The organism is Paenibacillus sp. FSL H3-0321 (genome assembly GCF_038002865.1).
Lineage (GTDB): Bacteria > Bacillota > Bacilli > Paenibacillales > Paenibacillaceae > Paenibacillus_AQ.
Window position 1 is genome coordinate 7042319 of sequence record NZ_JBBODH010000001.1, and the last position, 14167, is coordinate 7056485.

The following is a 14167-nucleotide window of genomic DNA, read 5'->3' on the forward strand; positions in this document are numbered from 1 at the left end:
TTTGCATTTAGAAGGACCTGTTTCCACATGAGAGTGGGGAATGGGTCCTTTTTTATTAAAAAGATAAGAATTTATATGCTTCACGCTATAAATTATCTTTCTATTTCTCGCTGAAACGGATACCGTCCTTTTGAAGACGGCGAAGCCGTTTCCACTTGTTTGGATTCCATGAATTACGATTAATTTGCCGTAATGGGTTTACAAATCGTAATCATTACGATAATATGTTTGGAGTCAATACGTAATGTTTACGATTAATCCAAGCGGATTAGGAAAGAAAGGATATGTGCCATGATTTTATCATCCATGCGGGATGTGGTGTTTGGTTACGGGAATGAGCCTGTGATTGACTCCCTGTCGCTTGATATTGAAGCCGGGCAGTTCATCGGGATTACCGGCCCGAACGGTGCGGCAAAAACCACGCTGCTGAAGCTGCTGCTGGGGCTGCTGCGTCCGTGGAGCGGAACAGTCACACTGAACCGGGAGATCACAGGAGGGGGCAAGCTTGCTGTCGGCTATGTTCCGCAGCAGGTGGCTTCCTTCAATGCCGGATTTCCCAGCAAGGTTATTGAACTGGTCCGTTCCGGCTGCTACGCCCGGCTTGGCTTGTTCGGCAGGTTTACGAAAAGTGAGAAGGAAATTGTCGAGCGCAGCCTGAGACAGGTGGAGATGTGGGACTACCGTGACCGCCGGATCGGGGAGTTGTCCGGCGGGCAGAAGCAGCGGGTCTGCATCGCCCGTGCGCTCGCGGGACAGCCTCAGGTACTGGTGCTGGACGAACCGGCCACAGGCATGGACATCGCCAGCCGTACCGGGTTCTACAAGCTGATGCGACATTATGTCAGCCAGCACGGGCGCACCGTCATTATGGTCACGCACGGCCTGGAGGAGACAAGCGCTTATCTAGATACAGTGATCAGCCTGGAACGGAAGGAACAGGAGGGCTGGCAATGCTTGGTTACGAATTCATGCAGCGTGCATTTTGGGCCGGGGGCCTGATCGGGATCATCGGGCCGCTGCTCGGCGTATATCTGATGCTCCGCCGTCAGGTGCTGATGGCCGATACCCTCTCCCATGTGTCGCTCGCGGGTGTGGCGCTGGGCTCAGTGCTGCAGCTGAATCCCGCACTCAGCGGCTTCGCGGTGGCTGTCATCGGCGGTATCGTCATCGAGCAGCTGCGCCGTTCTTACCGTACATACAGCGAGCTCCCGGTTGCCATTATTATGACCTCAGGGCTAGCGCTGGCAGTTGTGCTGATGAGCCTGCAGCAGAATCTGAGCAAGAGCTTCAGCTCGTATCTGTTCGGCTCTATCGTAGCTGTGAGTGATACCCAGCTTAGACTGATTGCTATCGTCACAGCAGCAGGCCTGCTGTACTTCGTCCTGCTGCGGCGGCCGCTCTACAGCCTGACCTTTGATGAAGAGACGGCGAGCATCGGCGGCGTGCATACGGGCCTGTTATCCTTTTCGTTCGCTGTGCTCACCGGGATGACCGTTGCGGCGGCGATGCCGGTGGTAGGGGTACTGCTGGTGTCCGCACTTATTGTGCTGCCAGCCTCGCTTGCGCTGCGTATCGCTTCCGGCTTCACCGCGGCGGTTCTGATTTCCATCGGCGTGGGCCTCACCGGTGTTTTTAGCGGCCTGGCAACATCCTATTATATCAATACGCCTCCCGGAGGCACGATTGCCCTCATTCTGCTGTTGTTTCTGCTGACCGCCATCGCTGTGCAGAAGCTGAGCAGGCGGCGGAACCGCCGTAACACACATAAATCCTTAAGCAAATTCCATAAACCCATATAAGAACAGGAGTTAACATTTATGAAGTCTAAATTCAATATCCGCTATCTTGCCGTCTTGTCCCTATCAACCCTGCTGATTGCCGCCGGTTGCGGTAAAAACAATAACACAGATCCTGCCGCTACTGCTGCTACTGCTTCTAATGCGCCAGCAGCCGAGACAACTGCCGTTCCGGCAGCAGACAAGCTGGACATTAAGGTCAGCTTCTATCCGATGTATGAATTCACCAAGAATGTTGCAGGCGAGCTTGCCGATGTTGAAGTCTTGGTTCCGGCCGGCATGGAGCCGCATGACTGGGAGCCGACAGCACAGGATATGGCCAAGATTACGGATGCCGATGTGCTCGTCTATAACGGAGCCGGCATGGAGGGCTGGGTCGAGCAAGTGCTGGACAGTGCTTCGGGCAGCAAAATGGTCACCGTGGAAGCCAGCAAAGGGCTTGAAATTAAGGAAGGCTCAGAGGAAGAAGCGGATGCTCACAGTCATGAACATGAGGAAGCCGGACATGGCGAGGAAGCCCATGATCACGAACATGAGGAAGCCGGACATGCTGAAGAAGCTCATGATCACGAAGAAGGTGAACATGGGGAGGAAGGCCATGCTCATGATCACGGCGGTCTGGACCCCCATGTCTGGCTAGCTCCTGAACTTGCAATCAAGGAAGTGCGTACTATCGAAGCCGCGTTGTCTGCTGCTTCCCCAGCGAACTCTGCTGCCTTCAAAGCCAACGCCGATGCCTATATTGCCAAACTGGAGGCGCTGCACCAAGAGTTTCAGGATGGACTCAAGGATACAAAACGAAAAGATTTTATTACCCAGCATGCCGCCTTTGGCTATTTGGCTGAGGCGTACGGCCTGACACAGGTGCCGATTGCCGGCCTCTCTCCGGAACAGGAGCCATCCGCTGCCCAAATGGCCGGAATTGTTGAATTCGCCAAGGCCCATGACGTAAAAACGATCTTTTTTGAGACGTTGGTTTCCTCCAGTGTTGCTGACACTATTGCCCAGGAAATTGGTGCCAAGGCCGCTGTCTTGAATCCGATCGAAGGACTGACGGATGAGGACCGCAGCAATAACCTTGATTATATCGGCATCATGCGCCAGAACCTGGAAGCGCTGAAGAAGGCACTTAACGAATAGAGCAGGATTCATCATTGGCAACTCATTCAAACAACGGAAGGCGGATAAACAATATGGCCAAGAAATCAAAAGTAGTCAAAGAATTAAAACGGCAGGAATTGGTGGCTAAATACGCAGATAGACGGAGAGAGCTGAAGGCCAAAGGAGACTATATGGCCCTGCAGAAGCTGCCACGCGATTCCTCCGCTACCCGGCAAAAGAACAGATGCACTGTTTCCGGCAGACCCAGAGGGTATTTAAGCAAATTTAAGATTTCACGGATCGTCTTCCGGGATCTGGCGCTGAAGGGTCAAATCCCCGGCATAACCAAGTCCAGCTGGTAAAATCAGGTGTTGTGTTTCAGCTTTGAAGAAGCGGCTAATTCTCGACTTTACAGGGGATTGGCCGTTTTGCTGTGTTCATTATCTTTGCCTGGGTTTGTGGAGTGGATTATTATAGAAGAAAAGCAGGATTGATTCCAGAAGGGGGGATTCAGTATGAGCTTCTTTACCGGAGGAAGAGCGGATCAGCAGAAAGGACGAAATATGGGGACAGTTGTTCTCCAAAAGCCACCCCTGCCTGCGGGCCTCGATGCTGCCAACGGTACGGCTGGGGCGTGCACTTTAATGCCGAGGGCAAAATCTCCCTGTATGCCAAGGAATCACCTGAATATGATCACTTTACGTCACATGAGGATGCAGGCGTAAAGCTGCTGAATGCGATGCGCAGCAAACGCAGCTGAGAAGGGAGGAAGAAGTTTGTACAAGTCAATAGAAGAGATTACGCTGAATACCTGGCCTGCGGAGCAGAGCGTAATGCTGGAGGGCTGGGTGCTGCGTTCGGCAGCGGGCTACACGAAACGGGCGAATTCGGTCAACCCGCTCTACGGCCCGGAGGAACAGGATGCCGGACTTGGAATGTTGCGGAAGATCCGGCTTGCAGAACAATATTATGAGGACGCCGGACTGAATCCCGTATTCAAAATCACTCCGTATGCCCGGCCTGCCGGTCTGGATAAGGAACTGGAGTCGCAGGGATATAGCCTCATCGAGCCGTCATCCGTCCGTGTTCTTGACCTGCAGGACCTGCCTGAATTACGCAACGTCTATACGCTGCAGATCCGCAGCGAGCTGACAGAGGAGTGGCTGGAGGTCTTCGCTGATTTAACCGGGTTGTCCTCCGGGAACCGGGAGACGCTGCGCCGAATGCTGACCGCTTCCTGTTTAAAGCAAGGTTACGCTCTCTTGCTCAAGAGTGGTCTTCCGGCTGCCTGCGGGCTTGGGGTAATCCAGCATGGATACATAGGGCTGTATGATATCGTCACAGCTCCGGCTCACCGCAGACAAGGGATGGCGGAGCAATTGATTCTTGGACTGCTCCACTGGGCCAAGGCCCAGGGTGCCGCAGCCTCCTTTTTGCAGGTGGTACAGGCGAATAAGGGCGCTTCGGCCCTATATGACAAGCTGGGCTACAAGGAGATTTATCAATATTGGTACAGGGTCAAAATCCGGGAATAGAGGAGGCGAAGCATGTGTCACAATACTGGAGCGACAGATTTGCCCGAGAAGGTATGATTTGGGGAGAACAGCCCAGCGGATCGGCGCTGCGGGCTAAAGCGTGGTTCCTTGAGCAGGGGATCAAGTCCGTCTTGGTTCCGGGTGCGGGCTATGGCCGCAATACGAAGGTGTTCTCGTCTCAGTTTGACACTTACGGCATAGAGCTGAGCAGTGCTGCGCTGAAGCTTGCTGTGGAATGGGACAGCAGCACACGGTTTATCGAAGGATCGGCACTGGAGCCTCAGCTGGAGCACCAGGTGGACGCTGTCTACTGTTACGATGTGCTTCACTTGTTTCTTTCCGGTGAGCGGTGCCGCCTGATTGATGCGGCTCTTGCGCAGCTGCGGCCCGGTGGCCTGCTCTACTTCACCAGCTTCTCTGATGAAGATCCGAACTATGGCTGCGGAAGAAGGCTGGAGCCGGGGACCTACGAGTATAAGGAAGGGAAATATGCCCACTTTTTCAGCGATGCCGATTTGCGGGAGCATTTTGCCGGAACGGAGATTGTTGAGACCGGCACATTTACGGATTCGCTGCACAGTCCGCAGGGCGGAAGCCATGAATACATACTTAGAACTATTCTCGCATGCAAAAGAGGATAGAACCCTGGCAGTAAGACGCTTTTTTTGTAGTCCGCGCAACCGGATTTCAGCTTGCCGGCCACGCGGTTCAGACCTAAACGAATTTCCCTTGAGTCGGGACAGACAACTCCTTGAATGTCTTGCATAAATGAGCCAATGCAGGCGACAGCTCTGGAACAGCCATGGGCAGGCCATGCCCGGCAAGCAAGACTTGCGGATCAAGAAGTGCGAGCTTGCGCACAGACTTCTCCGCCTCCACCCAGTCTAACGTGAAATAAGCCGGAGGACCGTGCAGTTCCTTGTGCTGCGTAATTACCGCAAATGCCGACTCCTGCTTCACTGTAATTAAAGCGTCTCCTGCTACAAGCATCCTGTCTTCGGGACGGAAAAGAGAGATATGCCCCGGGCTGTGCCCCGGCGTATGCACCCATGTCCATCCTTTGGCCCCGGGAACACTTCCGTCTTCCGGCAGCGGATGCACTGCTGCGCCGAGATCAATGCCACGGTGCGGATAAAGCGGGGCTGCTACGGCCATCAGGCCGCCGCCAACGGATGGATCAGCCGGAGGATAATCCTCTTTTCCGGTGAGATAAGGCAGCTCCAGGGGGTGGGCATACACCGGAGTTCCTTTCCATTCTTCCAGCAGCTCCTTCAGGTTGCCGACATGATCAAAATGGCCGTGCGTCAGCACAATCGCCTGCGGCGGTTTGCCAAACTGCTCCCTGGCCGTGTGCATGATGCTCCCTGCGAAGTTTCCAAGTCCTGTGTCCACCAGAATCCAATCTGATCCAGGCCGGCCAATAAAAGCTGTGTTCGCAAATAAGGTCCGAAGACCCAACACTCCGCCTGCCACTTCCCATGTTTCGGTAAAACCGGCAGTCAGTATACCATTCCATTCCATCCGCGTTCCTCCTGTTTGTTACTAGCTCAAGTGAGTTCACCTTGTAGTATGGCCTTTTTCATAAAATAAAAAGCATAGCTGCTCAAAGCAGTCCCGAGCCGGAGGAAACGTCAAATGGCCCTTCTCGCAATGAAGAAGGACCTTGTGTATTTGTTTGTTAAGAAGATGTACTTAGGACAAGCCGTTTGCTGGATGAACCTGCGGATTAATCGGGTTAATGCAGCTCACAATCAGCGAACAGGATATGCCGCGGGATACGGAAGAAATTCTCTGCTTTCTCCTGCAGTGCGAGGGTTGGGAGATGGCTCTGATGCAGCCATTTGCGGAAGGTGCCGGGATGGACACCGATCCAGATGCTGACATCGGTGACGGAGAAATCGTAAACCATGCACAGACCCGTAAGAATGACATTGCTGCGGGGTGAGCCCGCAAGTGTTCTTTTCATAAACCGTGAAGGTGTCGGCTGGCAGACTATCGGACTTTGCCGTACAAGTGCCTCGTTGAACAGGATGTGGGACGGATAGCCAAGCAGGCGGCAGACCTTGTCCAGATTGGTTCTGGAGGGGATGCGGCCCTCGTACACCCAGGCGCTTACACTGCGCGAGGAGACGGAGAGCTCTTCCGCAAGCTTGGACAGCTTAATGTCCTTGGCCATCAGGATGGCAAGCAGCACACGGTTGCGGATTTGACTGCGTTTAGGCCGGCGAAATCTTTTGACCCGTACACCTTGTCCAAGATATTTACGGTTGATCAGAGACCAGGCCTGGATTTTGTGAGATTCTGGTTGATTCTTAGGCATACTTCCTCCGAATTTTTAAGGTTATACTACAATACTTTCTGAAGTGCTGCAATGGTTAATGCTGTAATTGCTTACATACATGCTTAAGTTTCTTTCAGAAGTGATGGTGTTATGATATATTTTTAATAATCATTTTACAAATTTAATCGTTGGGAGCGAAATAGATGATTAAGCATATTGTGTTTTTTAAATTGAAAGACCGGTCCCCGGAGAAAGTCGAAGCCACAGTTCAGGTCCTACGGAACATGGAAGGCAAAATTCCGCAGCTGCTCTCCATCGAGGTTGGTGCCGATCTGATTCATTCCGAGCGTTCCTTTGATATTGCACTTGTAACCGTGGTAGCCTCCATGGAAGATTTGCAGGCTTACCAGGTTCACCCGGCCCATAAGGAAGTTATTGCCCATATCAATGAGGTCAAGGAGCTTTCGATTGCAGTAGATTACGAAATCTAAAGCAGGATGCCTCTGGCAGGAAAACCCATTAAATACCGAAAGCGGTGACGTAAATGCGTGAGCTTGAGTATCCGATGGAAGCCTTAACGTATCTGATCGTATTTTTGGCAGCCTGCTTTATTATGCTGTTCTGGCTGAAGCGCCGCGGCAAACGCGGAAAGTAGCAGCCATTACTTTCGTTCTACTTAAACCACCAGAGTTGGAGGGTCAGCTGTGTATTATGTCAACCGAAAGCAAATCGAAATGATACTTGGCCAAATCCCCGATATCAGTGCCGGTCTTCAACATGCGGCATCTGCATGGGATGGCAGCATCATCACAGGACTCGTGCAGGAACGATGCCTGCATTTGGCGATAGAGGTTGTGACGGATGTCGGCAGCTACCTGATCGACGGGTTCATCATGCGTGATGCCGGCAGCTATGAAGATATTATCTCCATTATCCATGAAGAAAAAGTCCTCGGTGACAGCGGAATCTACCAGGTGCTTATCCAGCTCGTATCACTGCGCAAACCGCTGGTGCAGGATTATTATACCTGGGAGCGCAGCACGCTGCATCCGTTAACCCATGTACTTCCGCAGGTGCTGGAGCAGTTCGCGGAGGAAGTGCGCAGGTATCTGGACCAGGAGCTGGGTACTGGACAATAACTGGGAAATGCCTGAACTAAGCCAGTGCTGCACAACTATTATACACGGCGAGAGCCGTGAAAGAGAGGAGGTCCTTGCGGATGAAAAAGGGGCAGGAAAGCGGATCTACACGACGTTTAATTATGACACTCCTGAAGAAGAAAGGCCCGCTGACGATCGGTGCGCTGGCGGAGGAACTGGGAATTACCGAAATGGGCGTACGGCGTCATGTACTGCAGCTGGAGCAGGAATCGCTGGCCAAGACCAAGGTCGTCCGCCAGGCCATGGGCCGTCCTCTGCATGTCTATTCACTGACTGAGCGGGCTGAAGACCATTTTCCCAAAAGCTATCATAACCTGGCGCTTGAATTGCTGCGGGAGCTGGATCACGGCAGCGGCCTGGAGGCCGTCAATGTGCTGTTCGAAGGCCGGCGGCGGCGGATGCTGGCCCAGTACGCTCCGATGATGGAGAACTGCAATCTGGAAGAGCGGGTTGCCGAACTGTCTTCCATCCAGAATGCCGGAGGTTATATGGCTGAATGGAATAAGGAAGAGGACGGCTCCTATATTATGCGCGAATATAATTGTCCGATCCGCCAGGTAGCGACCCAATACCGGAAGGCTTGCCAATGTGAGCATCAGTTGTTCGAGGAACTCCTTGGCGCCAAAGTTACGCGCAGTGAATGTATGGCGGAGGGCGGCCAGTGCTGCCGGTATGATATTACGCCGAGAGAAAAAGACAAAACTTCTGAAATGACCTCCTAATCAGTCACAGGACAAAACATCCATGCTTATGATATACCAGAACTAGGCGATTGCCCGGGTGGCCGGGCAGAGGCACTTGAATCCAAAGGAGAGATTGAGGATGAAAAAGGAATCCAAAAGTTTGCTATGGGGTATTTTGGCCGGTAGTGTAGTAGGTTCAGTGACAGCGCTGCTGTTCGCTCCTAAACCAGGCAAAGAGCTGCGTAAAGATATTGCGGAAGGTACCACCGGAGCCATTGATAAAGTGCAGGATGTCGCCGGGCAGGCCGGAGACAAAGGCGCGGAGCTGTACGGCAAAGCCAAAGAGGCGGTAGAAACTGTTGTAACCGAAGTTAAGGAATGGAGCAAGCAGTACATCCATACCGATGAGGAAGAAAAGTATATCACTCTCAGCGGAAAAGCAGTTGAAGAAGCAGAAGCCGTATCGGACGCTGCGGAAGCCGCCTTTGAAGAGGCTGCTGCTGGCAGTGATGAATCCGCTGCGGAGATTGAAGACGTTCTGGAGGATGAAGTAAAGGATGACAAAGGCAACGGTGAGATCGCCTGATTTCACGGGAAAGGCCATTCTCAGGGAATCCTAATAATATACGCGCTTCCGGCCAAGAGCCGCTTTTCGCAACACGGCGGAAGGTGGCTCTTGGCGGCTGGAACAACAGTGGAATATTGGGCTGGACACCGGAGCCGATCAATGCTTCTCTTGAACTGTAACGGCAAAAGGAGTATTATCTGCAATTGGGGCTGAAGGCCAGGTACACTTTGTTTAAGCCTTACATAAGCTACACAAAACAAGTAAAAGGAAGCGGTGTGTTCGTGCAGCAAGCTATAGCAATATTGGACTCGGGTGTGGGGGGACTTACGGTTGTCAAAGAAGTAATGAGACAGCTCCCGCGGGAGAAAATCATCTATTTTGGAGATACTGCCCGCGCCCCTTACGGACCCCGTTCAACCGAGGAAGTGAAACTGTTCACCGAGCAAATCGTGGACTATCTAATTCAATTTAATCCTAAAATGATTGTTATTGCCTGCAATACTGCAACTGCGGCAGCTCTTGACTATATCTCTGCCAAGGTGTCCATTCCTGTCATCGGAGTCATCCATCCGGGTGCCCGTGCGGCGATCAGCGCAACCAAAATAGGCCAGGTCGGCGTAATTGGCACCATCGGCACCATTAAGAGCGGAGCCTATACCGCAGCGCTTCAGGAGTTGTCACCGTTTGTCAAGATAGTCAGTCAGGCCTGCCCGGCGCTTGTCCCTTATGTCGAGCAGGGGTTGTTCCGCACGGCGGAGAGCGAAGCGGCGGTGGCGGAATCTCTCAACGGGATCAAATATGAACCGATTGATACACTGATTCTGGGCTGTACCCACTATCCGTTCCTGGTAGAACCGATTGGCAAGGTCATGGGACCCGGTGTTAAGCTGATCAGCTCCGCAGATGAAACCGCTCGGGAGATCAGCACGATCCTATATGACAAAGGCAAGCTTGCCCGCGGGGATGAAAGTCCGATTCATCAATTTTTCTGCAGCGGAGATGCCGAGATGTTCCAGCGGATCGCCCGCGACTGGCTTGGAGAACAGATCAAGCGCACTCCCGTTGTGTGGCAGGTATCTTCGTTATAGGTTATGGGTTATGCTGTGAGGAAACAATAGGGACAATCCCTCGGATCCGGAAATTTCAGAATCAAGGGCGTTCATGATAGACCGGGAGGTATCACTCCGGGTCTTTTTTTTCGTAATCTCCAAGGCCTTATTCACCTGCTAGGGTGATTTTGTCCTGCACAAGTGAATATTTGCGATACTTTAGGATTTATTGTATGCGTTTACATTTATTTGTGCGGAAGGGGTGAACTGTGCTCATTTTTTTCATGCAGGGCAGTAGGGGCTGCATACAATAGGGTTGAGGGCTGTGTCCCGTTGTCTCCGCGGGTATTGTCCGCCCGGGCGGCAGGGGATGATGGCAACTAGAGGGCCGAGAGGATGAGACATATGCAGCAATATATTGCCCGCAGGGGAGATACCGTTAGCCGAATTGCCGCCAGGCATGGACTTACACCGGAGCATGTAATTCAAGGAAACCCATGGGCCGGCAGGCAGCCTTATTTATATCCGGGCCAAATCCTGTTTCTGCCTTCCGCTCCACGCAGACGTTATTCTGTACAGGAGGGGGATGACGCCGGGTTGATTGCCGCTTTATTTAATGTGAGTATAGATGAACTTGAAATGCTGAATCCCGGAGTGACCTCAGGCCGCTGCTGCATACCGGGCAAGGTGCTGGTTATTCCTCCGGCGGCTTCACGGTCTGTAGTGTCTGTACGCAGCGAATATGGTCCGGATGATGTCGAGCAGGATATCGGCAAGCTGGTGGCCAAATACCCGTTTGTTACAAGCGACAGCATCGGCGCAAGTGTGCTAGGCAAACCGCTCCACCTGCTGCGTATAGGCAGCGGGCCCCGTCACCTCCATGTCAACGCTGCACTGCATGCCAACGAGTGGCTGACCTCGCCGTGCTTGATGTCGTTCATCGAACAATATGCCGCTGCGTATGAGGAAGGCAGGGATTGGCACGGCCACCGCCCCGAAGAATGGCTTAAGCATTGGACATTGTGGGCAGTACCTATGGCTAATCCGGATGGGGTGGAGCTGGTGCAGGAGGGGGTACTGCCCGGCCAGCCCCACTATGAGGAGCTGCTGCAATGGAATTGCGGGCGGCGGAGCTTCCGGCATTGGAAGGCTAACATCCGCGGGGTGGACCTGGGCGATCAGTTCCCGGCCCACTGGGAAGAGGAACAGGCGCGCCGGGGAGTGCCGGGTCCTGCCCCGCGGGACTACAGCGGACCGGCGCCGCTCAGTGAGCCGGAAGCCGCCGCGCTGGCGGCGCTGGCGGAGCAGTATCCCGGTGATGCAGCCGTATCTCTGCACAGCCAGGGCGGAGAGATCTACTGGAACTACCGGGGATATGAGCCGCCGGAGAGCAAGGGATGGGCGGCGAGGCTGGCAGCGGCGAGCGGTTACCGGGCCGTTGAACTGAGCGGCAGCGATGCCGGTTATAAGGACTGGTTCATTCAGCGCTTCCGGAAGCCGGGCTTCACGGTGGAGCTGGGCATCGGCAAAAATCCGCTGCCGCTGGCTGATTTTGAAGACATGGCGCTGGAAACCGGGCTTATTTTGGGTGCTATACTCTCAAATTTGAAATAAAAATGAAACAAACTCTGTAAATTTGCGTAATATAACAGCAAAGGGTACGGCCGCAGTCATTCCTATACGTGCTTTGCGGCTGAATCCTTTTTTATGGATATAACTGCTGATTAAGTGCTGTCCAACACTATCCCGGTGTCTGGAATTCAACATATTACCTATATCATAATTAGGAGGACCGTCATGAAATTCAGAAAACTGCTTTCGCTTAAACAATGGTCCCATATCTTCCGTAATTCCTGGCAGTATGTCATTTCTCCCAATGTAACGATAGGGGACAAGCTGCTGTTCACCATACCGGTGCTGCTCTACTGGGTGCTTCCCGATTTCATGCCGTTTCTGCCGATTGACGACATTGGTGTGACGATGCTGCTGATGGGCTGGTTTGTATCGCGGATGGACCGCAAATACCCTGCCCTGAAGAGCGGAAGATGAATTTTTAGAGAATCTTTATTCGCTCCATTCTGATCTATTTCGCCGATATGGTTGCTTTTACAGGTTACTTTCCTTAAAATAAATTATTGAGTATTTAAATTTAAGATGCCTGGGAGATGGATGAGGATGAACGTCAAAATTACCCGCAATGCGGCTAAAGTGATAAAGAAAACAATGGAGCTTGAAGGCAACAGTGAGCTCAAGCTGCGCGTAGCCATTACCCACGCTCACGGCGACCATGCCCACTACGGTCTGGATTTGGACACGCCTAAAGAGAATGATGTGGTAGTATCCACGGACAAGGAGATCGATGTGATTCTCGATCCGAACCAGCCGCTGCTGGATGGCGTGAAGATTGATTACCTGTATTTCCCTGAAGAAGGTTTTGTCATCACTAATCCGTCTAAAGGAAATCATGGCGATCACTAAACGTTCGCCCGTACCTTACGGACATAAAGAAGGGTTGCTTTATGGCTAACGAAATACAAATTTGCGATCAATGCAATTACACGAGAATGAAAAGCATTCTTCCCAAGCTGCGCAAGATGGCTCCCGATGCGGAGATCAAGATTGGCTGCAAGTCCTACTGCGGACCTTGCGGCAAGCGGGCCTTTATCTATATCAACGGCCGTTACATCAGTGCTCCGACTGAAGATGAGGTACTGGCGAAAGCCGCAGCCTTTGTCAAGCAGCCGGCAGTTAAGGAATAACTCCGTCATATATCACGAGGGGTGGCAATCGAACGGTTGTTTTGCCGACCCATCGCCATCCACAACAAGATTCGCCTCTGCTGACCAAGCGGGGGCTTTTTACTTTCGCAAATTTGCAGAGGTGTCCTCTGTCCTCTTCAGTCATTGCGGGACCTTTCCAATTCTGCCCGATCCGCTCAGGTTCTGCCTGGTTTGGGTACCGGGGAGGCACATGGTATAATGAACCTGTTGTCTAAACTGATCTATACATAGGAGGGAATGATACTGTATGAAGCATCTTACCGACGGAACGATTCTGAATAATGGGGTTGTCATGCCCTGGTTTGGTCTCGGCACTTACAAAGCAGAGGGCGAGGAGGTCGCAAAGGCCGTCACGACCGCTCTTGAGCTGGGTTACCGGAGCATAGACACCGCAGCGGTATACGGCAATGAAGAGGAAGTGGGCCGGTCGATAGCCGCCAGCGGCGTAGACCGGGACAGCCTGTTCGTGACCACAAAGGTATGGAACAGTGATCAGGGCTATGATACGACCCTGCGGGCTTTTGAGACCAGCAGCAAGAAGCTGGGACTGGATGTGATCGACCTTTATTTGATCCATTGGCCGGGCAAGGATAAATATAAAGAGACTTGGCGTGCACTGGAGCGCCTTAATCAGGAAGGCCGCGTCCGGGCGATCGGAGTCAGCAATTTCCAGATCCATCATCTGCAGGAATTGCTGAAGGACAGTGACACCGTGCCGGTCATCAATCAGGTGGAGCTGCACCCGCGGTTTATCCAGAAGGAGCTGCATGATTTCTGCGCGCAGCATCACATTCAGATCGAAGCGTGGGCTCCGCTGATGAAAGGCAGACTGCAGGAGAATGAGCTGCTGAAGAACATCGCGGACAAGCATGGCAAGACCGTATCACAGGTTATTCTGCGCTGGGGGCTTCAGAGCCGTATCGTGATTATTCCGAAGTCGGTCACTCCGTCCAGAATTAAAGAGAACAGCGAAATCTTTGATTTCGAGCTGTCGCAGGAGGAATTGGCTGCAATCAGCGGACTGGACGCCGGGGAGCGGATCGGCACCGATCCGGATCAATTGTTGTTCTAGGGAGTCCAGCATCTTTCACACAAAAAACGAGGCTTCCAAAAGCCATGATCTGGCTTATGGGAGCAGCCTCGTTGGAAATATCTAAAAAAACCGGGCAGCAATCCATCCGTTACTGGAGGATCGCTGCCCGGTTTTCTTGTAC

Annotated in this window: 19 protein-coding genes; 17 read left to right on the forward strand and 2 right to left on the reverse strand. The window is 52.6% G+C overall.

Features of this window, described 5'->3' with window-relative positions; genetic code table 11:
* Window positions 1-291 precede the first annotated feature (291 nt).
* The 7 genes from MHI45_RS30965 to MHI45_RS30995 all read left to right on the forward strand — a co-directional run bounded on the left by MHI45_RS30965 (window position 292) and on the right by MHI45_RS30995 (window position 5073).
* Window positions 292-999, forward strand: a complete 708-nt coding sequence (locus MHI45_RS30965) for a metal ABC transporter ATP-binding protein (RefSeq protein ID WP_076112276.1) — start codon at window positions 292-294, stop codon at window positions 997-999.
* Window positions 945-1799 carry a metal ABC transporter permease gene (locus MHI45_RS30970; RefSeq protein ID WP_076112277.1) on the forward strand — a complete coding sequence of 285 codons (855 nt, stop codon included), beginning with the start codon at window positions 945-947 and terminating at the stop codon, window positions 1797-1799. Before MHI45_RS30965 ends, MHI45_RS30970 begins: the two co-directional genes overlap by 55 nt.
* Before the next feature lie 18 nt (window positions 1800-1817).
* A complete protein-coding gene (locus MHI45_RS30975) occupies window positions 1818-2936 on the forward strand; it encodes a metal ABC transporter substrate-binding protein (RefSeq protein ID WP_076112278.1) in 1119 nt (372 codons plus the stop codon).
* Window positions 2937-2989: 53 nt separating this feature from the next.
* Complete coding sequence (rpsN, locus tag MHI45_RS30980) at window positions 2990-3259, forward strand: 30S ribosomal protein S14 (RefSeq protein ID WP_076112279.1); 270 nt, start codon at window positions 2990-2992, stop codon at window positions 3257-3259.
* Window positions 3260-3387: 128 nt separating this feature from the next.
* Window positions 3388-3657: a DUF6157 family protein gene (locus MHI45_RS30985; RefSeq protein ID WP_341159869.1), complete on the forward strand. Its 270-nt coding sequence runs from the start codon at window positions 3388-3390 to the stop codon at window positions 3655-3657.
* Between the two features lie 16 nt (window positions 3658-3673).
* Window positions 3674-4432 carry a GNAT family N-acetyltransferase gene (locus MHI45_RS30990; RefSeq protein ID WP_179091791.1) on the forward strand — a complete coding sequence of 253 codons (759 nt, stop codon included), beginning with the start codon at window positions 3674-3676 and terminating at the stop codon, window positions 4430-4432.
* A gap of 14 nt (window positions 4433-4446) precedes the next feature.
* A complete protein-coding gene (locus MHI45_RS30995; protein ID WP_083675752.1) occupies window positions 4447-5073 on the forward strand; it encodes a class I SAM-dependent methyltransferase in 627 nt (208 codons plus the stop codon).
* 73 nt (window positions 5074-5146) lie between these two features.
* On the opposite strand, the gene MHI45_RS31000 is transcribed toward MHI45_RS30995, so the two are convergent.
* Both MHI45_RS31000 and MHI45_RS31005 read right to left on the reverse strand, forming a co-directional pair.
* Window positions 5147-5953, reverse strand: coding sequence for an MBL fold metallo-hydrolase (locus MHI45_RS31000; RefSeq protein ID WP_341118540.1), 807 nt, complete (start codon window positions 5951-5953; stop codon window positions 5147-5149).
* A 214-nt stretch (window positions 5954-6167) separates the two neighbouring features.
* Window positions 6168-6752, reverse strand: a complete 585-nt coding sequence (locus tag MHI45_RS31005; RefSeq protein WP_341118541.1) for a helix-turn-helix domain-containing protein — start codon at window positions 6750-6752, stop codon at window positions 6168-6170.
* 164 nt (window positions 6753-6916) lie between these two features.
* Between MHI45_RS31005 and MHI45_RS31010 the strand changes: the two genes are divergently transcribed.
* The 10 genes from MHI45_RS31010 (at window position 6917) to MHI45_RS31055 (ending at window position 14025) form a co-directional block, all read left to right on the forward strand.
* Window positions 6917-7204 (forward strand): Dabb family protein, encoded by a 288-nt coding sequence (locus MHI45_RS31010; protein WP_341118542.1) that lies wholly within the window; start codon window positions 6917-6919, stop codon window positions 7202-7204.
* Window positions 7205-7417: 213 nt separating this feature from the next.
* Window positions 7418-7852, forward strand: a complete 435-nt coding sequence (locus MHI45_RS31015) for a DUF86 domain-containing protein (protein WP_341118544.1) — start codon at window positions 7418-7420, stop codon at window positions 7850-7852.
* A gap of 80 nt (window positions 7853-7932) precedes the next feature.
* Window positions 7933-8595 (forward strand): helix-turn-helix transcriptional regulator, encoded by a 663-nt coding sequence (locus MHI45_RS31020; RefSeq protein ID WP_038589567.1) that lies wholly within the window; start codon window positions 7933-7935, stop codon window positions 8593-8595.
* Between the two features lie 100 nt (window positions 8596-8695).
* Window positions 8696-9142 (forward strand): YtxH domain-containing protein, encoded by a 447-nt coding sequence (locus MHI45_RS31025; protein ID WP_341118545.1) that lies wholly within the window; start codon window positions 8696-8698, stop codon window positions 9140-9142.
* Between the two features lie 263 nt (window positions 9143-9405).
* Window positions 9406-10212: a glutamate racemase gene (gene racE / locus MHI45_RS31030; RefSeq protein ID WP_341118546.1), complete on the forward strand. Its 807-nt coding sequence runs from the start codon at window positions 9406-9408 to the stop codon at window positions 10210-10212.
* A 366-nt stretch (window positions 10213-10578) separates the two neighbouring features.
* The gene (locus MHI45_RS31035) at window positions 10579-11787 is read left to right on the forward strand and encodes a M14 family zinc carboxypeptidase (protein ID WP_341118547.1); all 1209 of its coding nucleotides are present in this window, start codon (window positions 10579-10581) and stop codon (window positions 11785-11787) included.
* Between the two features lie 183 nt (window positions 11788-11970).
* On the forward strand, window positions 11971-12222 hold the full coding sequence (locus tag MHI45_RS31040) for a hypothetical protein (protein ID WP_038589573.1): 252 nt from the start codon (window positions 11971-11973) through the stop codon (window positions 12220-12222).
* Window positions 12223-12348: 126 nt separating this feature from the next.
* Window positions 12349-12651, forward strand: a complete 303-nt coding sequence (locus MHI45_RS31045; protein WP_038589576.1) for a HesB/IscA family protein — start codon at window positions 12349-12351, stop codon at window positions 12649-12651.
* A 41-nt stretch (window positions 12652-12692) separates the two neighbouring features.
* A complete protein-coding gene (locus tag MHI45_RS31050) occupies window positions 12693-12932 on the forward strand; it encodes a DUF1450 domain-containing protein (RefSeq protein ID WP_038589579.1) in 240 nt (79 codons plus the stop codon).
* 268 nt (window positions 12933-13200) lie between these two features.
* A complete protein-coding gene (locus tag MHI45_RS31055; RefSeq protein WP_341118549.1) occupies window positions 13201-14025 on the forward strand; it encodes an aldo/keto reductase in 825 nt (274 codons plus the stop codon).
* Window positions 14026-14167 lie beyond the last annotated feature (142 nt).

Coding starts and splice junctions, on each gene's coding strand:
- MHI45_RS30965 (WP_076112276.1), top strand. CDS start 292: ATGATTTTATCATCCATGCGGGATGTGGTGTTTGGTTACGGGAATGAG.
- MHI45_RS30975 (WP_076112278.1), top strand. CDS start 1,818: ATGAAGTCTAAATTCAATATCCGCTATCTTGCCGTCTTGTCCCTATCA.
- rpsN (WP_076112279.1), top strand. CDS start 2,990: ATGGCCAAGAAATCAAAAGTAGTCAAAGAATTAAAACGGCAGGAATTG.
- MHI45_RS31000 (WP_341118540.1), bottom strand. CDS start 5,953: ATGGAATGGAATGGTATACTGACTGCCGGTTTTACCGAAACATGGGAA.
- MHI45_RS31005 (WP_341118541.1), bottom strand. CDS start 6,752: ATGCCTAAGAATCAACCAGAATCTCACAAAATCCAGGCCTGGTCTCTG.
- MHI45_RS31010 (WP_341118542.1), top strand. CDS start 6,917: ATGATTAAGCATATTGTGTTTTTTAAATTGAAAGACCGGTCCCCGGAG.
- MHI45_RS31020 (WP_038589567.1), top strand. CDS start 7,933: ATGAAAAAGGGGCAGGAAAGCGGATCTACACGACGTTTAATTATGACA.
- MHI45_RS31025 (WP_341118545.1), top strand. CDS start 8,696: ATGAAAAAGGAATCCAAAAGTTTGCTATGGGGTATTTTGGCCGGTAGT.
- MHI45_RS31035 (WP_341118547.1), top strand. CDS start 10,579: ATGCAGCAATATATTGCCCGCAGGGGAGATACCGTTAGCCGAATTGCC.
- MHI45_RS31040 (WP_038589573.1), top strand. CDS start 11,971: ATGAAATTCAGAAAACTGCTTTCGCTTAAACAATGGTCCCATATCTTC.
- MHI45_RS31045 (WP_038589576.1), top strand. CDS start 12,349: ATGAACGTCAAAATTACCCGCAATGCGGCTAAAGTGATAAAGAAAACA.
- MHI45_RS31050 (WP_038589579.1), top strand. CDS start 12,693: ATGGCTAACGAAATACAAATTTGCGATCAATGCAATTACACGAGAATG.
- MHI45_RS31055 (WP_341118549.1), top strand. CDS start 13,201: ATGAAGCATCTTACCGACGGAACGATTCTGAATAATGGGGTTGTCATG.